Raw genomic sequence first — 24565 nt, forward strand, 5'->3', positions numbered from 1 at the left:
TTTCCACTTTTTTTAATCTTCATAACGAAACACCCAACGGTCATAAGAATTTGGATAAAGATATCCTAGTGCTATTCCCTTTTTTATAACATCTTTTAATGTTGGGTATTGATAGGAAGCTAATTCCCCTTTTGCCTCCTTTACGACAGCTGTTAAGTTTTTCCCATATAAAAGCTCATAAATACTTAACCTTCTTTTTTGCCTTAGTTTCTTACAAAAAGGAGAGCATTGATCTTCACAGAATGGACATTTAAGTTGAACCAATCTCTGAGCTGAAACAGCAATGAGGGTTTGTTCAATTTCTGATAAACTCACATCAAATTCCATTAAACGATATATCGCACCCTTTGCATCTCTTGTATGCATGGTTGACAAAACAAGGTGACCAGTTAGACTGGCACGAATGGCTATTTGAGCTGTTTCTCGATCTCGTATTTCTCCAACCATAATAATATCAGGATCATGACGCAGAATTGCCTTTAAACCGGCAGCATAGGTAATCCCTGCTTTTTCATTAACTTGAACTTGCAATACTTCCTCACTTTTCGTTTCAACCGGGTCCTCTAAGGTAATAATATTTCTGTTAAAATGACGCTTTGCATAATGAATGAGAGAATAAAGTGTCGTTGTCTTACCCGAACCAGTTGGACCTGTAAAAATCATCAAACCATGTGAGTGATTCAAAATAGAGAGCAGCTTGTTAGTTGTGGCAGGGAATAACGATAAATGTGTAATTGGCGGGATTTTTTCTTGTGGCAGAATTCTAATCACAAGACTTTCTTCGTGAATGGTAGGTAGGGTGGATAATCTAAGGTGAACATTCAAATTGGTTGTGGAAAGTGACAATGATCCATTTTGGGGCCTTCGTCTTTCGCCAATGTCCATCGAGGCCAGAAATTTCAGATGAGAGATGATCCGACCACAGATTTCTTTTTTCATTGTATGCTTCTCAATCAAATCATCATCAACTCGAAATTGAATGAGTGTATCTTGTTCTCTTGGAATAATGTGAATGTCTGAGGCTCTTAATGCACAGGCTTCTTCAATAATTCGTTCACTTATTTGTTCAATTGGTTTCACTTGTACTTCTCCTTTCTTCTTTGTACAACCATTGTACAGAAAGGGAGGATTTTTTGCACATCAGTAAAAATGAATTTTAAGAGCTGTTTATTAAGTTATTTTTCTGAATTTATAGGAAGAAGTTTAATTTATTATGATTTTTTGTTATAGAAAATGGAAAATCGAACATAATAGAGGTTGTAGGTTGGATTGAGGGAAAGTATTTCACTCAAGATATCCTCTTGCTGGGGTAGTGCTTTGTGATGGGGCTTTTAGTGAAACCGAAAACGGTTTACTTTTTGCTTTGCACTTACTTTATCTCAGGTCATACTTAGTCGTCGACGATATTTCGCGTTATTTCCTTCAGAAATATCCCAGAATATCCTCTTGCTGGGGTAGTGCTTTGTGATGGGGCTTTAAGTGAAACCGAAAACGGTTTACTTTTTGCTTTGCACTTACTTTATCTCAGGTCATACTTAGTCGTCGACGATATTTCGAGTTATTTCCTTGCAGAAATAACACAAAATATCCTCTTGCGATGAGGATTCATGTAGCATATTCAGGGATGTATTTTCTTGAAGCTTATTCAATGGGCTTATAGCCAAGCGGTAAGGCATCGCACTTTGACTGCGACATGCGTTGGTTCGAATCCAGCTAGCCCAGCTACTTGAAAAAGACGTTTGCCATGTGGCAGACGTCTTTTTCTTTTATGATACTGATTTTTTAAGTTCTTGTTTTCTTGCTACCTTGCTTAGTTCTTGTGGGTTGTAGCCTACGATAAGTTTGTTTCCGTCTGTGATGATTGGACGGCGTAGGAGTTTTGGTTCTTGGTGCATAAGTGTAAGTACTTCGGAAAGAGAGAGTTCATTTACATCAATGTTTAAGTCTTTATAGGTTTGGCTTCTTGTTGCAAGAATTTCATCTATGCCTTCTGTTGTTAAAGATAAGATTTGCTTAAGTTCATCTATAGATGGTGTATCACGAAAAAGATGTCTTTCGTGAAAGGTTACATTGTGCGCTTTTAGCCAATGCTTTGTTTTTCTACATGATGTACAACTTGGATAACTGTAGAACATTAGATTTTTCACGATACTTCCTCCTCAGGTAATAAGTGTTTAGATCTATCATTGGCCCCTGATAACTTGTTGGTTCAATTGTACATCATTTGTACAATGATTGTATAGTTATTTGTTTAACGATATTTTGAATTTTTTATTACAACAATATTTTCTTTTTTAGATTGTTGCAGCATGATTGTAAACGCTATTTACAAGTATATTAATGGTACATTATAATAATTAAAGTGATGGACTTGTATGTCAGATTATAATTTGTCAAAAGCTATCATATTGATGTTAATTTTTATGTACTTCTAACATCAGGTTTATCTACCATTCAGCTATTGGCAAAGTCAACAAAGGAGGGATACATATGGATCGTATGTTCCGAGTATTAGGTTTCTGGACGGGAATCTTCGCAGTAATGTTCTATCTTGGAGATATGAAGACGACTTCCTTACTCTTTTTCGGACAAACTGGATTTTTTGTTTTCTTATCTTATTTAAAATTATCCGAACGCATGTACATTTATATTTTTGGTGCTTACCTAACTATTTTCTTTGTCGGATTTACGTACTGGACAACATTTATGATGATTCCAGGACATAACATGGGACATTAATTAAAACACCAATGTAAATGAAAAAACAGGCAGCTATTTTGTATAGCTGCCTGTTTTTCTATTATTAAAAACCATTTAAAAAAGGATTGCTTTCCATCTCTTGTTCAATACTGGTTTCCGGACCATGTCCTGACAAAACAATTGTTTCTTCTGGTAGGTTCAATAGCTTGTTATGTATGCTTTTAATTAGTTGCTCATGATTGCCACCCGGCAGGTCGGTTCTGCCGATGCTTCCTGCAAATAATGCGTCTCCTGAAAAAACGATCCCTGCTTCTTGTGCATAGAAAGAAACGCTTCCCGGGGAATGACCTGGTGTTTCATATACTTGTAAAGAAAATTCACCTATCTCTAATTTTCCTTCACCTTTAATTAATTTATCAGGCTCTGCTACACTAACAGCACCAGCCATAAAAAATTGTGAACCATTTAGAGATGAATCTGACAACCAATCTTTCTCATTTTTATGTACATAAACAGGAATGTTCCATTGCTTTCTCACATCGTCTACTGCACCAATATGATCAAAGTGAGCGTGTGTAAGTAAGATGGCCAGCGGCTTTATATGTTGTTGCTCAAGTAAGCTAATCAGCTTTTTCCCGTCACCACCCGGATCAATAATTAAACATTCCTTCTTTTCATTGAAAAAAAGATAGCAATTTGTTTGCAGTGGTCCTAAAGGGAGTTGTCTCCATTTCATTTTCTCATCCTCCAAATTATTTACTTACTTTCATTTTACACTATAGATAAGTGTGATGATAACCACATGATGGTTAATTATAGAACAAGATGGTAAATATAATACTACCCTTTTGAATGAATAGAATCGAAAATAAACTCGACAAACGCCATGAAACCGATTAAAATATTAGAAGGACTTGTTATTGTATTTGTTTTTTAAAATTGATTCAACGAAAAATGATCTACATAGAGTAAGGGGGCTTTATTAATGGGGAAATTTAGTGATTATATTTGCACTTGTAACCATTCTAGGGATTTTCGGACTTATTCGTTCACTGAAAGATAAAAACCTTCTTGGTGCAGCATTTGCATTTGGTACTTTAGCTGTATTTGGATGGTTTGCCGTAATGACCTTTATTCACCACGGTTACCCAACTGCACACTAATAATTAAAAACAGAACAAACCCCTTGGCACTTTGCTAAGGGGTTTTTTACTGGTTATTTTTAAAAATGCTTCTGCACACTTTCTAGTTTACTTTCCATTGTAGACTTTTTATCTCGTCGATCATCGATTCGAATATTGGTTGCTACCCTCTGAATTCCTTTATTAAAGGGGCTTCATGAATGTCTTCAACCACTTGAAGTAATGTATGTAACTCCCCTTCAATAATGGTATTCATTGGAGTTAGCTGATACTTTATTTTCCCCTCAGATTCGTATTTTTTAAGGATTTGTTGAATATCTGCTACATATTCACTAACACTTGGTGTATTTGTTCCGATTGGAATTACTGTTACATCTACTATTGCCATATTTTTCATCCTTCCTGCTTTAAAGAAATTAGCTCTAACATCTTTTGTGATTCCAAATTGATTAGATGCTCATATCTAGCACCATATAGTGCATAATCCCCGTTTGGTGATAATTTTATTGGGAGATTTTCCATTTTTTCTATAACTGTTTGTTTTTCACCAGAGTCCAATGAAAAAGAAATGAGAGAAAACCCTGTTTTTTCTTTATTCACTTCAAGCATGTAAAAATGGTTATTATTATCCATATCATGATATGGAATTGACCAATCAGAATAAAGGGCAACTAGACGTGTCGGCATCTCCGAAAGTTGTTGTTGACTTGTTGAATCATAAAAACGAACAGTTGCTGTTCCATCCTCATCCACTATTTCAATCGTAGACATGATGTTTGTGTAATTAGTATTAGCAACAACCCCATCAGAGACTGAAGTCTCCTCTTTGCTATCAAGGTTATAAATATATAAAGGAGCAGTTAAAGCCGGTGCTTCTTGATCCCACTTTAAATAGCTCACTTCATGATCATTTATCCATTGAATGAACGGGATATCAACTGGATTTTCAACAAGTGTTTGCTCTTTTGTATCAATTATGTACGTATTATAGGTCCAATCTTCATTAAAACTAGATACAAAAAGCTGATGTTGGCTTTGCTGATTCCAAGTGTACTGAAGCTCATACGATTCAATTGTCGTCTGATATTGCACCTTTGCCTCGCTGTCTACTATTATTAATTCTGCTTCATAACTTGAAGGACTAGTATGAATTAATAAAAGACTATTGTCTTCATTTGCTTCCAATTGAACAATTGGTGCCTCTGATGTAAAAAACAATATTGAATCTCCAGAGTATATATTATACGTATATACTTTAGATCCATCTGAATCATTGAGGATATAAAAAATGGTCTTGTCATCCTTCCAGTCAGCAACTGAGTGGAATTGCGCCTCCTCTGCTTCTAATGGTAATGTGAGTTGTTTTCCCTGAAGTTGATTTTCTGATCCCTTTACAGGAGTTTCTTGTTCCCTCATAGATAGTAACTCTTCATCATTCTCTTGTTGATGAGATGGATTACAACCCGATCCAAAAAGCACGATTAACAAGAAACATAAACATAATTTAGTTAATCTCATCAACTTTTCTGTCACCTGTCTCTCCTAATTTTTTCTCTATTATTTCATACGTTTTATCATGTTAAAATGTTTCATTTTATTATTAGATTATTCCTCATTAAAAAATAACATACTGAGGTGTAAAAAAAAATCAAAGCAGATGAACTTTTTTTGAATTTCTTAACTTTATCACTATGTAAAAAAACGAGTGAATGAAATTGTTCAATCACTCGTTTTAAAAAGCTTGCTACATATATAATCCTGCGTAGAAAATGCCCTTACTCTTTTTATAAATTTCATCAAATTGGTCAAACGGTAAGGGGTTCACACCATTTCCCAGCTCAATTGTATAACCTGGTTTTCTATAGTCATGAACGAACCAATCTCTGAAACCCGCATGACTATCTATGTCTCTTACTGCTTTGTAGCCACTAAGACGTTCAAATTCTCTTACAATCGCTTCTGCTTCTTCAGGTTCTTTCCTTAGATATCCCCAGTAAATCTCTTCTCCTTGTGTATGAAATGCTAATACACGATCAAAATGTTGTTTTTTAACAAGATTTGATAAAGCAATTGCTTCAGGTTCAGTTAAGGGAGCATCTCCAGGGTAATCACGTGGTGCTGGTGTTTTTGGAATTTTACGGGCTTTTTCAATATCCCAGTTAACAGGATATTGATTATTCAAATCAATACCTCTAATATTTGCCTTCCACTGTGAAAAATCGATGCTTAAATCATTCATTTGCAAAAGACCTGCTTCGTAAGTGTTATCATGTGGTAATCCATTTAAAACAAGATCTACCCCATCAGGATTGACCATCGGGACGAATGAAAGGGTTGTATCTTTATATATAGATTGGACATCATGCCCATTTATTCTTGTTGAACCATTCCCTAAGGCATCAACATATTCATGTAACCAATACATCATCACACTCGTGGTTATCCATTCATTAGCATGGAAAGAACCGTTCATATGAATCTTTTTAGGACCATTCCCGATTGTTAATTGATAAATAGGTTTTCCTAACACACTATAGCCAACTATATCCTTTTTTATAAAAGGATACATAACAATTAATTTTTCTATATCCTTTTCTAACTCATTTGAATCATAAGGTTTCTTCATCTTTAGTTCGGATTTTATTATATCGTCACCAACTAACTCCACGATATCACTATTTTCAACAATAGATAGGCAGTTAACAGGAATATTTAACTGAGTGTTTGCTTCTATTTCACCTCTCAGCTCAACGTCATTGCTCTCATGTAAAAGCTGACTGTCGAGTTGCAAATGAGTTGAAAGATCAGTAAGTGAAATGCTTTTATTTAAGCGGATAATCATCATTGAACCTCCAATTTGCCTATTTAGTTATAGCTTATGTTAGGTTGGTTCAATTGTTGTTAAGTTCATTACTGTTTTTCAACATCAAAAAGTCGACCCTCTAAGACTAGCACCTTAGTTTGAGTCAGCCCTGTTATTAATTTTCTTCTTCTACCACTGTTTCTGCTTTCACTTCTGTTTCTTCGGAGTTTTCGCCATAAAATCGTAATAAGTCACCGTAAATGATTTCATCAGAGTAATTTAGCTCCTGCTTTGCTTTTTCCATATACGGATCACATACAGCCTGATCTGTAGGCTGACCTGTTTCTTTATTATAGCAAATACCACGTGTATAAACATTGTTTTCAGTGATAAAGCTTCCATCTCTTAAAACTGTGAACGATAATTTATCATCTGATAACGCATCTGTACCAAACTGAATTTGCTCACTAGTATCAATACCTAATAAACTCATAATTGTTGGACGGATATCAATTTGTCCTGCTACTTTCGTGATGTTCTTAGGCTCTTTATCCGTTACACCTGGTATGTGAACAATGAAAGGAACACGTTGTAATTGCACTGTTTCAAACGGAGTAATCTCTCTGCCAATAAACTTCTCCATTGCTACATTATGGTTTTCTGAAATTCCATAGTGATCACCATAAAGGATGATGATTGAGTTCTGATAAACATCTGTTTTCTTTAAGTCCTCAAAAAATACTTTTACTGCCTCATCCATGTAGCGAACAGTTGGAATATATTGATTTAACGTTTTACTATTAGAATCAAACTCGTCAATCATACGATCCTCTTCCCCGAGTTCAAAAGGAAAGTGGTTTGTTAATGTGATTAATCTTGTATAGAATGGCTGTGGAAGGTTATCAATATGTTGAACTGACTGTTGGAAAAAGTCGATATCCTTTAAGCCCCAACCAATCGAATTTTCTTCCGTTACATTGTAATCATTAACATCAAAGAATCGGTCATAGCCAAATCCTTGATACATCAAGTCACGATTCCAGAAACTCTTATTATTCGCATGAAACACTGTTGAATAGTATCCAGACTCTTTTAAAATTTCTGGTGTTGCATTGTATTCATTATTGCTGTTTGTAAAGAATACCGCACCACGGCCTAATGGATATAAGGAGTTATCTACAATAAATTCAGAGTCAGATGTTTTCCCCTGACCTGTTTGATGATAAAAGTTTTCAAAGTAATAACTCTCACCGATCAGATCATTTAAAAATGGAGTAATTTCTTGTCCATTTAATTCTTCATTTAGTACGAAGCTCTGTAATGATTCGAGTGAAAGTAAAATTACATTACGACCTTGTGCTATTCCTTGTAGGTCTTCATTTGAAGCTTTACGGTTAGCATTTACATAGTTTTCTATCTCAGTCAAGCTATCACTGTCCGCTAAAGCACGTTGGGCAGACGTTTTTGATTGCAATACCGCATCATAAATATGAAAGTTGTAAACACTGATGTTTTTCACAAGCATTTCTCTATCAAAAGAACGTGTTAATAATTGTGGTCTTTCTGTTTCAGCTAACCCTAAATTAAAAAAGAATACAGCGGCTACTAGTAGAAAATAAGCGGACTTTTCTTTTCTAGTCAGTAATGAAGCGGATCTGAAAGTTGGCTTTTTTAATAACCAGTATAAAATAGCTAAGTCAACAAACATTAATAAATCACTAGGTAAGAAAAGATTTGTAATACTACTTCCTAAATCTCCCATATTGCTTGTCTGAAACAATACTGGAATTGTTAGAAAATCATTGAAAAATCGGTAAAATACCATGTTTGCCAGGAGCAAACCTGTTACAAAGATACTAGCACCAAATATATAGCGGTTTCTGTTCTTCTCCTTCAGGAAAAGTCCAAAACCAAATATTAATAATAGAAAGCTTAATGGATTAATGAATAATATAAACTCTTGTGTGAAATTTTCAATTTTAATATCAAAGCTAGTTTTATAGACAATGTATGTTTTTATCCATAGAAATAACGTTGCTAATAGTAAAAATGAGATTTTTGAAAATGTCTTTTTGCGCATCTAACTACCTCCTCATCCCTCGGGACAATTACGCTTCCTTTTATCTCTAATTTTTTCCATTTATTAGGTTAGTATTAAACAACTAAAACATATCTTAATACTTTCTTTACAAAAAATCAATGTTTTTTCATACGCCCCTTACAATAGCCTGCTAGAATAATAATGTTAAGCTTATTCTCTATACCCTAGTATTAGACGTCCTAAAACGTAAAAAGTTTCGTTTTCTTTAAAAGTAAAATAATTCTGAAAATAAACCCAGGAATATAGTTCTGCTTTTGATTACCTACAAATGATCCATTCAACTCAGTAATTTCAACACTAAAAATAAAAGGAGCTCTCTCATGGAGGCTCCTTTTTACTATCATCTATCGGTATAGTTTCTAGGTCTTTTTGTGTGTTAATTTTATTTATTTAGTAATTTTGTCTTTACTAACCATGCTCCACCGATTACACCTGCATCATTTCCTAATGTTGCAACCGAGATGGACGCTGCTTTAGCAACCCGCGGGAAAGCAAAGCGTTTAAAATATTGCTCAACTCTAGAGATAAGAAGGTCTCCGGCTTTAGATACTCCTCCGCCGATTACAATCTTTTCAGGATTCAATCCATTGGATAAATTTGCAAGTACAAGTCCTAGTTGAAATGTAACATAATCAATTACTTCTACAGCTAAAGAATCGCCTTTTTCAGCTGCCTCAAATACATCTTTTGATGTTAAATCAGCGATTGTCTTAAGAATGCTATCCTGATCAGATGATTGAAGCTTTTCCTTTGCTATCCTTACGATTCCAGTGGCTGATGCGATTGTTTCAATACATCCTGTTTTACCACACCCACATTGAGCTCCACCTTCAGGGACAACTGTAACATGTCCAATTTCTCCACCTGCTCCATTTACACCGTGGATAACCTCTCCATTTGAAATAAGACCGCCACCAACACCAGTACCTAATGTTACACAAATTAAGTCCTTAGCGCCGTCTCCAGCACCTTTCCACATTTCACCTAGTGCTGCAATATTTGCATCATTATCAATAACAGCAGGTAAACCGGTTTCTAGCTCTAAATGATCTCTTAATGGATAGTTTACCCAGCCAAGGTTTGGTGTTTCATAAATAAGTCCGCTCTCTAAATTAACTGGACCAGGAGCTCCCATCCCTACTCCACCAAGTCTTGATTTATCCATTCCTATTTCTTCAAGCTTTGTATCAATTGCTTTAGCGATATCAGTTGTTATCGCCTTCCCTGATTTATCAGTAGGAATTTCCCATTTTTCTATAATCTCTCCATAGTAATTAATAAATGCCATTTTTATTGTTGTACCACCTAAATCTACACCAACTAATATTTTCTCATTCATTTAAAATCACCTTTTTCTACTATTATATATATGTTCATTAGTAAACGTTTTCAACCCTATTACTTTTCACTTATACAAATCATTAAACTTATATTATTCTTGCTTTTTAAGTTTTTGTATTTCTTGTCTTAAGAGTAGAACTGCCATTTGGTAATCCTTTGGCTCTACTAAATTTGATTGATACAGCTGCTTCATTTCTTCTTCCATTAATTCTAAGTCAGAAACTCGATCGCCTATGTAAATAATGGTTCCGAATTTTTTTAAAAGCTGCTGAACGTCATATATCGTTTTCAAGGTATCACCTACTTCATTATAACAAACATTTCTTAGCACTAAGTTACAAGCACTACTTTCAAGTATAAAGGAATTGAAAAAAGCGTCAAGAAAACGTTTAAAATTTGTAAGGGTTTTTGACAAGATTATTTTTCTAGCATTCCCTACATTATATTTCAATATATTAAAAAAGATCAAAAACCCTTAATTCCCCCTTATATTGATTGGATCCATTATTATAATTTGTTTTATTTATCAGAATAATTTATTTTTTCTAAAAAATATATTGTCATTTCTAAAAGACAAGTTTAAAATAGGGTTACTTATTAATTGGAAGTTTATTAGGGGGAACAAGTAATGGTAACTTTTATTTTATGTGTACTTATTTTAATCGTAGGATATTTCTTGTATTCGAAGGTAGTTGAGCGCGTATTTGGTATCGATGATCAACGTGTAACTCCTGCCTACGCAAAAACAGACGGGTTAGACTATATGCCTATGAGCTGGTGGAAGGCATCACTTATTCAGCTACTAAATATTGCAGGCTTAGGTCCAATATTCGGGGCGATTATGGGAGCTCTTTATGGACCAGTTGCATTTATCTGGATTGTTGCTGGATGTTTATTCGCTGGCGCTGTTCATGATTATTTTTCTGGTATGCTTTCCATTAAACATGGCGGTGAACAATATCCAACACTTGTTGGACGTTATTTAGGGAAATCAGTAAAAACAATCATAAATTTAGTATCACTTGTGTTAATGATTTTAGTTGCAGCAGCTTTCACAGCGGGACCAGCTCAATTAGTTGAGCAGTTAACCCCTTTAAGCTATTCAGCTTCTTTAATACTTATTTTCGTTTATTTCGTATTAGCAGCTGTTTTACCTATTAACAAACTAATCGGTAAAATTTACCCAATTTTCGGACTTATCTTAATCATCATGGCTGTTTCTATTGGATTTGCTTTATTCTTTATGGATCATTCCATTCCAAATCTAACAGTAGAAAATTTACATCCAGGTGAATTACCAATTTGGCCATTGCTAATGGTGACAATCTCATGTGGAGCCATTTCTGGTTTTCATAGTACTCAAAGTCCAATTTTAGCTAGAACATTAAAGAAAGAAAGCGATGGACGTAAAGTATTTTTTGGTGCAATGGTTGCTGAAGGTATTATTGCCATGATTTGGGCAGCAGCTGGTATGACATTCTTTGGTGGACCTGATGGACTTCAAGGAGCACTTGCTGAAGGTGGTACAGCAGGTGTTGTAAACGAAATTAGTAAAACAACATTAGGTCAATTTGGTGGAATTCTTGCCGTTTTAGGTGTCATTATTCTTCCTATTACAACAGGAGATACGGCATTAAGATCATCAAGAATGATGCTTGTTGAATTATTAAGTAAATTTGGAAACTTTGATTCTAAAATGAAAACTGTACTAATGACAATTCCAGTTATCGTTCCAACATATCTTCTAACACAAATGGATTATTCATTCTTATGGCGGTATGTTGGTTGGACAAATCAAGTAGTAGCAACAGTAATGCTATGGACAGCTGCAATGTATTTACTACAGAACAACAAATTTCACTGGATTTGCAGCCTTCCAGCATTGTTCATGACTGCGGTAACTGGATCTTATATTTTCTATGCACCAGAAGGATTCCAATTATCCTATCAAACTTCTATGATCATAGGTTCAATCATCTTTTTAGCTGTATTCATTTGGTTCTTAACTCAAATGAAAAAATATAAAAAAGATCCTCTTCCATATGAAAAGGTTGCTTAAATCCTAAAAGGTGACAAATTGTCGCCCCCTTTTTTAACGATCAGGATCTTGTGGATGTAAAAATGTTGGTCGACGATTTTTCAATGGCATTGGTGAACGGAATAAAACATCCCTTAGAGCACGTGCATTAAATGGGATAAACGGATATAGGTATGGAACATTGAAGGACTTCATACGCGCAAGCATAATAATCCAGCCAGTAATACCAGCTACTAATCCTATTACTCCTAACCATGCGGTAAATAGAAGTAACACAATACGGTAAATTCGATTAGCTAGGCTTAATTCGTAACTAGGAGTTGCAAAGGTACCTATTGCCGCTATAGCTAAATATAAAATCACTTCGTTTGTTAGAAGGCCAACTTCTACCGCTACTTGTCCAACCATTAAGGCGGCAACAAGCCCCAGAGCAGTTGCTAACGATGATGGGGTATGAATGGCAGCCATCCTTAAGATATCAATTCCAACTTCAATCAGAAGAAACTGTAGAAGTAATGGTACTTGACCCGGATCTTCAATACCAACAAATTTCATACCAGGTGGCAATAGACCAGGATTATTAGCAAATAAATACCACAGAGGTAAAATAAAAATTGAAGCCCACACTGCGATAAATCGAACCATTCGTAAGTAAGCTCCGACAATCGGCTTATTTCGATATTCCTCAGCATGCTGCAAATGATGCCAAAATGTTGTTGGAGTGATAAGTGCGCTAGGAGACCCATCAACAAAAACAATCACATGCCCCTCATATATATGAGCTGCTGCTGTGTCAGGACGTTCTGTGTATCTTACCACTGGATATGGGTTAAGATGTCGACCTGAGATAAACTCCTCAACTGTTTTTTCTCCCATAGGAAGACCGTCTGTATCAATAGCCAGTAGCGACTTTTTTAGATCCTCAACATGTTCCATGTCTGCAATATCCTCTAAATAGCAAACAACCACATCTGTTTTCGAACGTCTACCTATTTGTAAATACTCCATTCTGAGAGATCGATCTCTAATTCTTCGTCTTGTTAATGCCGTATTAAAAACGATTGTTTCTACATACCCGTCTCTTGAACCTCTAACAACTTTTTCCATATCCGGTTCCTGTGGCCCACGGACAGGATATGTACGGGCATCAATTAAGATGACTTGATCAATACCCTCTATAACAAGAGCTGTTGGCCCTGCCAAAACCGTTCCAACAACAGTATTTAAATCATCTGTTTTCTCAATTTCAACGTACGGGATATACGTTTTGAGCAGCTTTTCAAGAGTATTTTCCTCGAGCTGCTCTGGTGTAAGCTCAGATAAATATCTCATTAAATAATGTAAGATATCATCTTTTACAAAACCATCCACCATAAATAACGCCATTTTACGTCCAGCATACTCAACATCGAGCTGAATAACATCAAAGCTTTTCTTTACACCCAATCGTTCATTTAAGTACGATGTATTTTCCTGAAAATCCTTTGTTACAATCTTTTTTTCTACCTCATACGCCATAAGATTTCTCCATTTCGTATCACGATTTGTTACACATCTTTGACGAATTATTGGTAAAACATACCTACATTACATTAATTTGTTATTTTTTAGCTTGTACTCATAAAATTGTAAATTGAAACATACAATTTAGCAACCTGTCCTTCTCGGAGTTGATAAAATGAAAACAAAATGGATGATTGTCATCATTCTTGCCCTTATAACGTCTGGTATTCTTTATTTCTCACATGGTCAACGTGTTCGTGAGAGCATCATCTTTTTTCCCATTACCGATTCTGTAGCTTTTACAACAGCTTCAACTTCACTTGAATTTGTTGAAAATATGGATGATGATGAGTATGTAATTGAATGGGACGTTAATTCGTTCACAGACAAAGTTATTTTTCTTAGACAAGATTTATCTCTTCTTTTCTCTGATGGTAAATTAATTGATACATTATCAGAGTGGGAAGACCAAAGCCAAAAGCTCGCACAGTTTAAAAAGGTAAATGGTGAAGACAGTAGCCATTATGAAGCCATTAGTCTTCATTATGGTGAGATCCATTTGGAAGATAATCAAATCCGTAGTACACAGCAGATGACAAGTGATCATTTATATGTCATTGATTCGGAATTCACAAGTGCTTTTTCATTTAAGAACGCACAAACAGAGGAAGAACATGAGTGGAAAGATATTTTAGACAAAGTAAAGGCACAACACCTTGAATATAGCTGGAATCATTTAATAGATCATTATCAGATAAATAAAAATGAGTACGAGGCTATTCCATTAACGGAGCTTGCAAGATATAACACTGAACCTCTTTTAGGTCTTTCTAAGTCAAAAACACAAGAAGTCATCGGAAGTCTTTGGGAGGGGTTATATAAAAACTATTTCTTAGGTTTAAAAACAAAAGAAGGTAAAGTCATTGAACCAATTGGTAGTGCAATGCCTCTCCTTCTATTTGCAAAAGATTATTCCCATGTTTTAGTACTAATTCAAGCAGAAGACGGTACTCCTTTTAAATTGATTCAAAACATTAAAAGTTAAGGAGAAAGCTCATTTTGAAAAGCTTTGTAGTTTTCATTGTTCGGATCATATTCTAGAGCTTTTGACACTTGTTCTAGCGCTAAATCCAATTTATTTTGGTTAGCGTATAATACTGCTAAATTAAAATGTGCTTGGTGGTAGCTGTCATCATTTGAAACGACTTGTTGCAGGTGTTCCGCCGCTTCATCGTATTTTTCCAATTGAATGGCAGCTACAGATAATAAAAACAAGATATCATTTGAAGTCTGATCACTTGAAATGGCTTCTTGTAAATATGTGTAAGCTTCTTCAAACTCTTCATTTTGAATAAGCTCCTGCCCCTTCATCGCTCTATACTCACTATATTGTGCTTTTGATTGGTCCATCCCGTATAAGAATAACCCTATTAACAATGCGACTGTTATGATAAGTCCGCCAACTCTAAGAAACCATTTTTTTTGGTTGGGCAGCTGAACGATGCTTGCAGCGAGAAATCCGCCTATTAACCCTCCTATATGCCCTGCATTGTCTATATTAGGGATTACAAATCCCATCGCCAGGTTAATACCAACAACCACTAAAATATTTGCCCCATCGTTCGGAAAAACACTTTTCGATTATAGACACCAATAAATAGTAGAGCACCAAAGCAGCCAAAAATAGCTCCCGAAGCTCCAGCGGACAGAAATGGACTGAAGGCAAAGCTGACAATTGATCCAGAAACCCCTGCTACAAGATAAATGAATAAAAATTTTCCTCTTCCATAAGCCCTTTCAACTGCCGGCCCAATATAAAAGAGAGCAAAGCTGTTCATAAGCAGATGAAGAAACCCGATATGTAGAAAAACAGGTGTTATAAACCTCCACCATTCTCCATCGTAAATAAGCGGATTAAATTTAGCTCCGAACTGAATAAGTGTATTCGTATCTGTACTTCCTCCAAAAAGCTCAAGCACAAAAAACATTAGAATTTGAATGCCTAGAAAAATATTAGTAAAGAAAGGCTTGCCATTGTGAAAGAGCCTTTTTTCTTCCTCTCTTAGTTTATTTTGATGAGAGATTACTCTTGTCCTAATTTCATGAAGCTGAGATTCAGACACATCGGAAGAATCAACATCTTTTACAGTGTCTAAAGGAAGATTTAGAGTGTCTGACAACTTATCTAATCCTTGTTTCAGTTCATCTTTCACAAGGATCATTGAGGTAATGTCAATGCTGCCCTTTTTTCCACCACTATAGCCCTTTAAAAACACTTCAGGATAATCATCTACAGGCGGCAAGCTAGAAAAATAGATATTTAAAACCGTCAATGGACCTCTAACCCCTGTTTTTAACAGCTGTTCAAATTTTCGACCGGCTTGTTCAATATCAATAGCAAGTGTATTACCCCAATCAACGTCGGTTCTCTTTACCCTAATAATTGAAAACTGTTTCTTCCTAAAAGGTTCGAGCATAACCTCATTTCCATCTTGGGAGATAGCTAAGATTGTATACTTGTGCTCAATAACTAGTTGTTCAATAAACGACCAGTAGACGTAATCCTGTTCTAAGACCATTTTAATCCGCTCCGCTTTAGTTTTCTTTATTATATCAATACATAAAAAAGAAAAGAAAGATTCTGCTTTTACAGATGAAAAAAAGCTGACAATTCACAAGAAAGTCAGCCTTTATGATGGATTTTCATTACATTTTGATTTCTAAAAATGGTTCTTCTGATAAAATCAATGGAAAGCACGATTAACAAAACGATCTCTAATAAATGGTATTCTCATCGATAAATTAATAAAATATCTACGCAATTGCGGTTGACCTAATACAAAATTTACAATGCGATATCGATAACGATAAACAGCAAATGAACCTGCCGCAAGCATAATTAATCGTCTCATGATCATCCCTCCTACACTTTATCATTAGTAGGAAGAGGCGATTTTATCCTTTAAAAAAAGGGTACATTGTTTCCTTTAATACACTAACTGAGTGTTTTAATTGTTTCGTTTCTTTTTCATTAAGCTTTAATTCCAAAACCTTTTTAATTCCTTTACTGTTTACAATTGCTGGTACACCTATGTAAACATCTTTTTCTCCGTATTCTCCATTCAAGAAACAAGAAACGGTTAAAATAGAATTTTCATTATGAATAATGGCTTTTGTTAATCGAACAAGCCCCATTGCTATTCCATAATAGGTAGCACCTTTACGTTCAATAATTTGATAAGCCGCATCCCTTACACTAACAAAGAGGTGATCAAGGACCTCTTGGTCTGTTACCGTATCTAAGATCGGCATACCTCCTATATCTGCATGACTCCATACAGGAAGCTCTGTATCTCCATGTTCACCAATAATATAGGCATGCACATTACGGGTGTCCACATCAAAGTGTTCGGCCAATAAATATCTAAACCTAGCTGTGTCAAGAATTGTCCCTGATCCAATTACCTGACTCTGAGGCAGACCCGAGTATTTCCAAACAGCATATGATAAAATATCAACTGGATTTGTCGCTACAATAAAAATACCGTTAAACTCATTGTCCATAACGTTTTTTACAATGTTTTTAAAGATTTTCAAATTCTTATCAACTAAATCCAATCTGGTTTCGCCCGGCTTTTGGTTTGCACCAGCACATAAAACAACAATGTCAGCATCTTTACAATCCTCATAATCCCCAAACCAAATACGTGTTGAACTTGGAGCAAACGCAAGACCATGGTTAAGGTCCATCACATCTCCTTCTGACTTCTCCTTATTTAAATCAATTAAAACAAGCTCCTCTGAAACTCCTTGATTTAGCATCGCAAAGGCATAACTAGATCCAACTAAACCAGTGCCAATAAGAACAACACGATTAACATGCACAGCCATTATGTCAAATCCTTTCAATTGAGATATTTAAGTGAAAATTAGAAAAGCTAGACACGTCGTCAATACAATTGCTGTAAAATTAACTGCATCATTGTTCATAAAAGCATAAGAATTAGATTTTCTCCCGATATTCGAACAATGAATTCTTTTTTCAGTTACCTTTTGACAAACTTTACACTTGTATTTTATTTGGACAGTTTGCCCTAGAACAGTGTCAAAAATATTTCCAAGGAAACCAAACAGTGTCATTACTAAAACGTCTAGTATAGATAAAGAAAATAAGAAACCTGACATGATACTAATAAAGAATGACCCAACCAATCCAGCAAAAGAGCCTAGCAGAGAAACAGCACCAGATGTACCCCTCTCCACTTTTTTTAGAGAAAACAACATCCTTGGACGTCCTTTACTTAGTGTACCTATTTCCGAAGCCCATGTATCTGAATTTGCAGCCGCTAATGAAAGGCAAAACAATGTGATGTACAGTGTATCGTTTGTACCTTGGAAATAATAAACAACTGCAATAATTGCTGGTAAGCCTCCATTAGCTGCCACCTGCATGATATCTCTTTGATCTCCTTTAGAAAGGATATCCTGTAAAAAAGATTTTTGCTTCGATTTAACCTTACTTAACAGGCTTGAACTTACAAAGAAACAACCCAATAAAAATAAACCTTTCCAAGCAAATCCTAAAAAAATAGCTGATCCTACCAAAAAAGCACCAATCATTCCGCTTATCGACAGTGACCTCATTTTCCAAGCCTATAAGAGAGGAACAAGATAAATAGTAATCCTAAAAGCATCTTACTTCATAACTCCTTGCTCAGTAATAAGGGTGGATACAGGAACATCATGGGCTTCTCTAGGTACTTCGTCAGTTACTTGAAAAGAAAAAGCTAATGAAACAGTATCATTTTTATAATCCACAAGATATCGATCATAATATCCCCCACCATAGCCTATTCGATAACCATTTTTATCAAAACAAATACCTGGGACAAGGATAAGATCAATTACAGAGTTTTTTACAGCAGATGTTTCTGACAAGATGGGTTCTTTTAATCCGTAAAAGACCTTCTCAAGCTGATCAAAAGAGGTAATGCTTCTAAATTCCATCGTATTGGTACCTGGATCGCATTTTGGAACAACGACTGTTTTCTTTTCAGTCCACGCTTGTTTTATAATCGGAAAAGTATCAACTTCTCTGCCTCTAGAAACTGTAACAGCTACTGTATTTGCCTTATTCCATTTTGAGAAAGAAAATAAATGCTTATGTATTTCTTTTGAAAGCTGTTGGTATTCTTTATCACTGAGTTCGGTAAGTTGTTTTAGCGTAACGCTTCTCATTTCCTTTTTCTTCAAGAATATCCCTCCTTTTGTTTATAGTAGCATATAGAAAACTCGCTGACTGGCGAAACTAAAGGTGAAGACAGAAGAGTTAGTTGCACTTATACTTTATAAAATAAAATTAGCTACTACGTCGAGTAGTCTCCTGTGCTACTAATTTATACTATAAACGTATAAAAAAAACAGTAGGATATAAAATCCTACTGCTTACTTTGTTTCACGGTGTACTGTCATTTTTTTCTCTCTTGAACAATATTTCTTAAGCTCAAGACGATCTGGATTATTACGTTTATTCTTTTTAGAAATATAGTTACGTTCGCCACAATCAGTGCAAGCTAATGTAATATTCACACGCATGTTTCTTTCCCTCCAAACATAAAAAACTATAAAACAAATCAGACTTTAATATAATAGCATTTTTATTTGACAAATTCCACATCTATTTCATTATATTTTAAAGATATTGTAGAAATTCAGGCTTTTTATAGATAGAAATTAACTTTTTTATAAGAATTGACCACTGATACTCCTTTATAATAGCAAAATACCCAGTATGAGCAATCTCATCGGCCTGCTTAGGGTGTGAGAGAATAAAAAGTATCGTTTCTGCTAAACTTTTGCTGTTGATTTGTGCAGTTAACATGCCACGGTCATGTAACAACACTTCTTCTAGGCCTCCAACTTGAAATGAGATGATTGGTTTATGCAATACCATTCCTTCTAAAGCAACGATCCCAAATGGCTCATATAAGCTCGGTACTATAAGTGCTTGGCAATTGCTAAGTAATGTATTACGTTCCTCATCTTTCACAAAACCTGTAAAAAAAACGTTGCTCTTGATTTCAAGAATTGTTGCCATTTGTTTTAAATGTTCTTCATAAGGTCCTTCACCAGCTATAACGAGATTTAATTCAGAATACTCTTTATGTATGATCGAGAAGGCCTCAAGGAGAAGGTGAAATCCTTTTTCTTTTACTAATCTTCCCATCGCAAACAAAAAAGAAGAATCTATAAAAGAAAACTTTTGTAGTGCTTGTGAAGACTCTAGCATTTTTTGATAGTTTTCGACGATAACACCATTTGGTATTACCTCTATTTGAATTTCTTGTTTTACTGCTCTGTTTTCTATTATATTTTTCATATAAGAACTGCAAACGATTAGCTGATCTGAAGCTTCAATAAGCTGTTCCTCATATTTGGTTATTTTGGGAAGCTCTTTTCCATTATTAAATTGTTTTCTTTCATGTTCTGTAGAATGAATGGTCGTAATTAATGGTTTATGTAATTCCTCCTTAATTTGACAGGATGATGCTGAAAACATCCAATCATGTACGTGAATGAGATCAAATGGAATGTGCAGCTCCTGAAGAACAAATTGACTAAACCGAAAATTAATGTTTCGAATAAAATCAAACAAATCTGACGAGTTTTGTTTCCATGGCAGTAAGTGAAAGATGTGGATATTCTCTTTCTTTAAATAACTTTCTTTATTACTTTTGGAAGGCGTTAAAATAATAAATGTAAGATTATGTTTAATCCCTTCCTCCACGAAATCATTTACATGCCTGCCAAGTCCCCCAACTAGATGTTCTTCAAATTCAGGTGTTAAAATTAAAATTGTACGATCACTCTTCATCATAATCTGTATACCCTGAGAACATTGGCACCCACGTCTCGCTCTCCTTCATTTCAACTACTTTTCTCCAGTTAAGTTGATTCTTTATTCCGTTATGATTATGGTACTCTTTTTTAGTAGAGCTTTTAATGACTATAGATTCGTTTTTAGAATTGCTTACGACGAGGTCACAAAAGTAGGTATCTGTCTCAAGATTTTGAATTTCTAAAACACCACTGCATTTATCTATCTTAAATGCAAATTCTTCTTTGAATTGATTCTGCCGACAAAGAATAACTCTTACTAATAAATCATTAAAATCTTCTCCAAGTAATGAGGAAACTGCTATCTTAGTAGAAGAAACTAGTTTCCAGGAAACTAGTACAACGTCTGGATAAGTGAAAATTTCTATATTATCGACAGAAACCGGCGATTGATTTCGAATAATATGTTGGTGATTAAGAAGATGATATGTTTCCATAAAGATTCCTCTCTTATTTTCATACTCTATTTATCATACCATGTGCGAAATGTATTCAAACTTTGCTTTTTAAAAGAAATATCGTCAAAAAACTACATTTTCCTCAAAATATCACTTCTTTACAACGAAAAATTATGATATAAAGGTAAAGGGAAATAATCAAAGAAGGTGAAATTGATGACAATTGTGATTATTATTTTATTTATTATAAGCATTGCTTTAATTGGATTATCTTTTTTCCAACGTGACAATGTTAAAGAACTAGAACAAGAATTAGACCATTTACAATTATCTGCAATGCAAGAGATTTATAAATTGAAAAAGAAAATGCGCATTGTAGAAGAAGAATTATTACAAAATGATGTTCCTTTAAAAGAACAAGCAAAACCTTATCAAGAGGATGAGGGCGCAAACCCTAAACGTATATTAGCAAAGTATCGCCAAGGTATGTCACTTGAAGCTATCGCTTTATCAGAAGCTTCTTCTGTTGAAGAAATTCGCACAATTGTGGAACAGAATGAGAGGGCATTAACATGAGTAAATTAGGCTTTCAAGCTTTTGCAGCAGGGATGATTGTTGCAACTTCTGTTCTTGGCGGAACCTATCTTCTTTCAGATCATCAATCTGCAACTGCTGATAGTGAGAAAAAAGAAGTAACTGAAAAACAAGTCAACCAATTTCTTAAAAGCAATGGACAAGTTTCCATCACATCTGAAGAGTATGAAGAGCTTTTGGCACTTAAAAAAGAAGAAGTAGTTCAAGAGGACTCTGAAAATCAACAACAAACTGAAACGGCTAAAGAAACCGAACAACCTAAAGAAACTGAAGAAAAGAAAGAAGAAGTAATAAAATATAATATTACGATTAAAGAAGGCATGACAACTAGTGAAGTTTCTGATGTTCTAGAACAAAATGCCATAATTGCCTCATCTTTCGAATTTGATCAATATTTAATCAAAAACAACTTTCATACAAGAGTCCAGCTTGGCACGTTTGAAGTCCAAAAAGGAATGACGTTCCAGCAACTTGCAGAAGCGATTACTAGGTAAAGTAAAACAGCTAAGATCTTATTCTTAGCTGTTTTTTATTTCCTTATGAATTCAAATCGTATCTCTGTCCTTTAATCAAGTACATAATACTCTCAGAAATATTTGTTGCATGATCTGCTGTTCTTTCAATATAGCGACAAATGAACATAAGCTGAGTAAGTTGCTGATAGCTATCTTTTTTAGATGACATGAGATCTAATATATCTCGAATTGTTTCTCCATATAATTCATCAACCTGGTCGTCCATATCAGCCACTTCTTTTGCTAATACAAGGTCTTCTTCATTAAAAGCCTTTATCGATAACGAGAGCATTTTTGTAGCAATTTCGTGCATCTTTCTAATATGTTTAATTGGTTTAACAAGAGGTTCATCGCCGATTCTAATTGTTGACTTAGCTATATTTACTGCAAAATCAGCCATTCTTTCAATATCACTTGAAATTTTAATTGCAACAATAACTCTTCGTAAATCTGTTGCAACAGGCTGTTGTTTAGCAATTAAAAGTATCGCTAAATCGTTAATTTCTTCATCAAGGTCGTCCACTCTATAATCATCCTCAATAATTTGAAGAGCTTCATCAATATTTTGTTTTTCTAATGCATCAATTGACTTGTTAAGTGCAATTTCAGTAACACTTCCTATTTCAATTAATTTATCTCTTAAGTTTTTTAAATCGATCTCGAATCTTTCTCTTATACTCATAATGATTACCTCCTATGTAAATACAGTTATATATTCCCCAAAATAAAGCTTTATAACACTACTATAAGTAATGGATAAAAAAAGTCGTGCACTTTTAGAAATGCACGACTTTTTTATTAACCGAATCTACCTGTAATATAATCCTCAGTTCTCTTATCAACAGGATTTGAAAAGATTTTATCCGTCGCATCAAATTCTACAACTTCTCCGTTTAAGAAGAACGCTGTTTTATCTGAAATACGAGCAGCTTGTTGCATGTTGTGAGTTACTATGATAATGCTATAATCTTTCTTTAAATCTTGAATTAATTCCTCTACCTTAAGAGTTGATATCGGATCAAGCGCTGAAGTTGGTTCATCCATTAAGATAACATCAGGCTCAATTGCTAAGCAGCGAGCAATACACAAACGCTGTTGCTGTCCTCCAGAAAGACCATATGCATTTTCTTTTAATCGATCCTTAACTTCAGACCAAATCGCAGCCCCACGTAAACTTCTCTCAACAATTTCATCTAAAATACGTTTATCTTTTATACCGTGAATTCTAGGTCCGTAAGCGATGTTATCATAAATTGATTTAGGGAATGGATTAGGCTTTTGGAAAACCATACCAACTCTTGTTCTTAAATCTTCAACCTTATAACTCTTATCAAGGATACTTTTTTCTCTATATCTGATATCTCCTGATATGCGAACAACAGGTATTAATTCAACCATTCTGTTTAATGTTTTAATAAATGTCGATTTCCCACAACCAGAAGGTCCAATGATTGCAGTTACTTCATTTTGATGTATAGAAAGGTTAATGTTCTTTAATGCATGATCTCCGCCGTACCATAAATTTAAATCTTTTGTATCATATACAACGCTCTTTTTATCCACTGACTTCTCTGATCTTTCAATAGTCGTTACATTTTTCTTTTCACTATCAGATAAAACTGCCATAGTTTGAAAACCCCCCAAGAAATTAAAATCTATTTTGAAACTTATTTCTAATAATGATTGCAATTGAATTCATTAAGAATAATACGATTAAGAGTATAACGATTGTAGCTGCAGCAAGGTTTGCATATTCAGCAACAAGTGCAGAGTCAACAGTCCAATAATAAATTTGCATAGGTAAAATCGTAAATTTATCAAAAATTCCATCTGGAAGTGGAATTAACAAAGCCGGAATACCTATAACAACTAGAGGTGCTGTTTCACCTATTGCTCTGGAGAGAGAAAGTATTAGACCAGTTAACACCCCTGGAATGGCTGCCGGTAAAACGATATTTTTTATTGTTTGCCATTTAGTAGCTCCCATTCCATAAGAAGCTTCTCTAAGGTATTGTGGAACAGCACGAATCGCTTCCTGACTTGCAACAACAACAATTGGAAGTACTAATAAAGACATTGTTAGACCACCAGCAAGAACAATATTGCCTAATCCAAAGCTTCGTACAAATACAGTCAATCCTAATATACCGAATACAACCGATGGGACACCAGCTAAGTTAGAAATATTAGTTTGAATAATAGATTTTAATTTCCCGTTTTTTGCATATTCCTCTAGGTAGATTGCAGTACCGACTCCTAAAAACATTGTAACAGGTGCAACAACGACCATTAACCATAAAGTACCCATGATCGCACCCATAATACCCGCTCGTTCTGCATCTGTTGAAAGTTTATTCGTAATAAATTGAAAGTCAATCCATCCAATACTATCTGAATATACTCGATAGATTAATGTTAATAATACGACTAATCCAAATAGAGTAGCTAATAGAAAAACAACGTTCGCAAGGTTATTTGCAAACAATCGCGATCCCATTTTTTTCTGTACCTGTTCAACATCTACATATTTCAT

At 34.8% G+C, this 24565-nt stretch carries 26 protein-coding genes, 1 tRNA gene and 2 pseudogenes; 7 read left to right on the top strand and 22 right to left on the bottom strand.

The window, feature by feature from the left end; all coding sequences use genetic code 11:
- Positions 1 to 12: 12 nt before the first annotated feature.
- Positions 13 to 1080: a competence type IV pilus ATPase ComGA gene (gene comGA / locus MVE64_RS05500; RefSeq protein WP_231307892.1), complete on the bottom strand. Its 1068-nt coding sequence runs from the start codon at positions 1078 to 1080 to the stop codon at positions 13 to 15.
- A gap of 569 nt (positions 1081 to 1649) precedes the next feature.
- Between comGA and MVE64_RS05505 the strand changes: the two genes are divergently transcribed.
- Positions 1650 to 1722 (top strand) — tRNA-Gln (locus tag MVE64_RS05505).
- Between the two features lie 44 nt (positions 1723 to 1766).
- On the opposite strand, the gene MVE64_RS05510 is transcribed toward MVE64_RS05505, so the two are convergent.
- Positions 1767 to 2147, bottom strand: a complete 381-nt coding sequence (locus MVE64_RS05510) for a Spx/MgsR family RNA polymerase-binding regulatory protein (RefSeq protein ID WP_281730460.1) — start codon at positions 2145 to 2147, stop codon at positions 1767 to 1769.
- Between the two features lie 343 nt (positions 2148 to 2490).
- On the opposite strand from MVE64_RS05510, the gene MVE64_RS05515 reads away from it, so the two are divergent.
- Complete coding sequence (locus MVE64_RS05515; RefSeq protein WP_098799530.1) at positions 2491 to 2739, top strand: DUF2626 domain-containing protein; 249 nt, start codon at positions 2491 to 2493, stop codon at positions 2737 to 2739.
- 64 nt (positions 2740 to 2803) lie between these two features.
- On the opposite strand, the gene MVE64_RS05520 is transcribed toward MVE64_RS05515, so the two are convergent.
- The gene (locus MVE64_RS05520; protein ID WP_247344510.1) at positions 2804 to 3436 is read right to left on the bottom strand and encodes an MBL fold metallo-hydrolase; all 633 of its coding nucleotides are present in this window, start codon (positions 3434 to 3436) and stop codon (positions 2804 to 2806) included.
- Between the two features lie 262 nt (positions 3437 to 3698).
- On the opposite strand from MVE64_RS05520, the gene MVE64_RS05525 reads away from it, so the two are divergent.
- Entirely contained in the window at positions 3699 to 3863 is a 165-nt protein-coding gene (locus MVE64_RS05525) for a DUF2759 domain-containing protein (protein ID WP_247344512.1), read from the top strand.
- 59 nt (positions 3864 to 3922) lie between these two features.
- Here the strand turns inward: MVE64_RS05525 and MVE64_RS05530 are convergent.
- The 6 genes and pseudogenes from MVE64_RS05530 to MVE64_RS05555 all read right to left on the bottom strand — a co-directional run bounded on the left by MVE64_RS05530 (position 3923) and on the right by MVE64_RS05555 (position 10379).
- Positions 3923 to 4230 (bottom strand): annotated as a pseudogene (locus MVE64_RS05530) (MTH1187 family thiamine-binding protein).
- 5 nt (positions 4231 to 4235) lie between these two features.
- Positions 4236 to 5375, bottom strand: coding sequence for a YqgU-like beta propeller domain-containing protein (locus tag MVE64_RS05535; protein WP_247344515.1), 1140 nt, complete (start codon positions 5373 to 5375; stop codon positions 4236 to 4238).
- 211 nt (positions 5376 to 5586) lie between these two features.
- On the bottom strand, positions 5587 to 6684 hold the full coding sequence (locus MVE64_RS05540) for a M14 family metallopeptidase (RefSeq protein ID WP_247344518.1): 1098 nt from the start codon (positions 6682 to 6684) through the stop codon (positions 5587 to 5589).
- A 136-nt stretch (positions 6685 to 6820) separates the two neighbouring features.
- The gene (locus MVE64_RS05545; RefSeq protein WP_247344521.1) at positions 6821 to 8725 is read right to left on the bottom strand and encodes an LTA synthase family protein; all 1905 of its coding nucleotides are present in this window, start codon (positions 8723 to 8725) and stop codon (positions 6821 to 6823) included.
- A gap of 403 nt (positions 8726 to 9128) precedes the next feature.
- A complete protein-coding gene (locus MVE64_RS05550; RefSeq protein WP_247344524.1) occupies positions 9129 to 10085 on the bottom strand; it encodes an ROK family glucokinase in 957 nt (318 codons plus the stop codon).
- A gap of 93 nt (positions 10086 to 10178) precedes the next feature.
- A complete protein-coding gene (locus MVE64_RS05555) occupies positions 10179 to 10379 on the bottom strand; it encodes a YqgQ family protein (RefSeq protein ID WP_247344527.1) in 201 nt (66 codons plus the stop codon).
- A gap of 336 nt (positions 10380 to 10715) precedes the next feature.
- Between MVE64_RS05555 and MVE64_RS05560 the strand changes: the two genes are divergently transcribed.
- Positions 10716 to 12146, top strand: coding sequence for a carbon starvation CstA family protein (locus MVE64_RS05560; protein ID WP_247344529.1), 1431 nt, complete (start codon positions 10716 to 10718; stop codon positions 12144 to 12146).
- Between the two features lie 33 nt (positions 12147 to 12179).
- Here the strand turns inward: MVE64_RS05560 and MVE64_RS05565 are convergent, their stop codons facing one another.
- Positions 12180 to 13643, bottom strand: coding sequence for a spore germination protein (locus MVE64_RS05565; RefSeq protein WP_247344532.1), 1464 nt, complete (start codon positions 13641 to 13643; stop codon positions 12180 to 12182).
- A 160-nt stretch (positions 13644 to 13803) separates the two neighbouring features.
- Here MVE64_RS05565 and MVE64_RS05570 point away from each other — a divergent pair, with 160 nt between their 5' ends.
- The gene (locus MVE64_RS05570; RefSeq protein WP_247344535.1) at positions 13804 to 14673 is read left to right on the top strand and encodes a hypothetical protein; all 870 of its coding nucleotides are present in this window, start codon (positions 13804 to 13806) and stop codon (positions 14671 to 14673) included.
- On the opposite strand, the gene MVE64_RS05575 is transcribed toward MVE64_RS05570, so the two are convergent.
- The 9 genes and pseudogenes from MVE64_RS05575 to MVE64_RS05615 form a co-directional block, all read right to left on the bottom strand.
- Complete coding sequence (locus MVE64_RS05575) at positions 14670 to 15206, bottom strand: tetratricopeptide repeat protein (RefSeq protein ID WP_345740825.1); 537 nt, start codon at positions 15204 to 15206, stop codon at positions 14670 to 14672. The two genes, MVE64_RS05570 and MVE64_RS05575, sit on opposite strands and share 4 nt — an antisense overlap.
- A pseudogene (locus tag MVE64_RS27740) lies at positions 15186 to 16207 on the bottom strand (rhomboid family intramembrane serine protease); the annotation flags it as partial. The pseudogene MVE64_RS27740 and the gene MVE64_RS05575, both read right to left, overlap by 21 nt.
- 165 nt (positions 16208 to 16372) lie before the next feature.
- On the bottom strand, positions 16373 to 16540 hold the full coding sequence (locus MVE64_RS05585; protein ID WP_162987420.1) for a hypothetical protein: 168 nt from the start codon (positions 16538 to 16540) through the stop codon (positions 16373 to 16375).
- Positions 16541 to 16583: 43 nt separating this feature from the next.
- On the bottom strand, positions 16584 to 17519 hold the full coding sequence (locus tag MVE64_RS05590; protein ID WP_247344537.1) for an L-lactate dehydrogenase: 936 nt from the start codon (positions 17517 to 17519) through the stop codon (positions 16584 to 16586).
- A 27-nt stretch (positions 17520 to 17546) separates the two neighbouring features.
- Complete coding sequence (locus tag MVE64_RS05595) at positions 17547 to 18272, bottom strand: DUF92 domain-containing protein (protein WP_247344540.1); 726 nt, start codon at positions 18270 to 18272, stop codon at positions 17547 to 17549.
- 51 nt (positions 18273 to 18323) lie between these two features.
- On the bottom strand, positions 18324 to 18866 hold the full coding sequence (locus MVE64_RS05600; protein ID WP_247346974.1) for a 5-formyltetrahydrofolate cyclo-ligase: 543 nt from the start codon (positions 18864 to 18866) through the stop codon (positions 18324 to 18326).
- Positions 18867 to 19073: 207 nt separating this feature from the next.
- On the bottom strand, positions 19074 to 19223 hold the full coding sequence (rpmG, locus tag MVE64_RS05605) for a 50S ribosomal protein L33 (protein WP_026558749.1): 150 nt from the start codon (positions 19221 to 19223) through the stop codon (positions 19074 to 19076).
- A gap of 97 nt (positions 19224 to 19320) precedes the next feature.
- Complete coding sequence (locus tag MVE64_RS05610; protein WP_247344543.1) at positions 19321 to 20505, bottom strand: glycosyltransferase family 4 protein; 1185 nt, start codon at positions 20503 to 20505, stop codon at positions 19321 to 19323.
- Positions 20492 to 20962, bottom strand: a complete 471-nt coding sequence (locus tag MVE64_RS05615) for a hypothetical protein (protein WP_247344546.1) — start codon at positions 20960 to 20962, stop codon at positions 20492 to 20494. Before MVE64_RS05615 ends, MVE64_RS05610 begins: the two co-directional genes overlap by 14 nt.
- Before the next feature lie 177 nt (positions 20963 to 21139).
- Here MVE64_RS05615 and MVE64_RS05620 point away from each other — a divergent pair, with 177 nt between their 5' ends.
- Entirely contained in the window at positions 21140 to 21499 is a 360-nt protein-coding gene (locus MVE64_RS05620) for a hypothetical protein (RefSeq protein WP_247344547.1), read from the top strand.
- The gene (locus MVE64_RS05625) at positions 21496 to 22011 is read left to right on the top strand and encodes a hypothetical protein (protein ID WP_247344550.1); all 516 of its coding nucleotides are present in this window, start codon (positions 21496 to 21498) and stop codon (positions 22009 to 22011) included. Before MVE64_RS05620 ends, MVE64_RS05625 begins: the two co-directional genes overlap by 4 nt.
- A 43-nt stretch (positions 22012 to 22054) precedes the next feature.
- On the opposite strand, the gene phoU is transcribed toward MVE64_RS05625, so the two are convergent.
- The 3 genes from phoU to pstA all read right to left on the bottom strand — a co-directional run bounded on the left by phoU (position 22055) and on the right by pstA (position 24565).
- Positions 22055 to 22714: a phosphate signaling complex protein PhoU gene (gene phoU / locus MVE64_RS05630; protein WP_121662844.1), complete on the bottom strand. Its 660-nt coding sequence runs from the start codon at positions 22712 to 22714 to the stop codon at positions 22055 to 22057.
- Between the two features lie 116 nt (positions 22715 to 22830).
- A complete protein-coding gene (gene pstB / locus MVE64_RS05635; protein ID WP_247344553.1) occupies positions 22831 to 23658 on the bottom strand; it encodes a phosphate ABC transporter ATP-binding protein PstB in 828 nt (275 codons plus the stop codon).
- Between the two features lie 22 nt (positions 23659 to 23680).
- Complete coding sequence (gene pstA, locus MVE64_RS05640; RefSeq protein WP_098799553.1) at positions 23681 to 24565, bottom strand: phosphate ABC transporter permease PstA; 885 nt, start codon at positions 24563 to 24565, stop codon at positions 23681 to 23683.

Origin of the sequence: Metabacillus endolithicus, from assembly GCF_023078335.1 — a bacterium.
Classification (GTDB): domain Bacteria; phylum Bacillota; class Bacilli; order Bacillales; family Bacillaceae; genus Metabacillus; species Metabacillus endolithicus.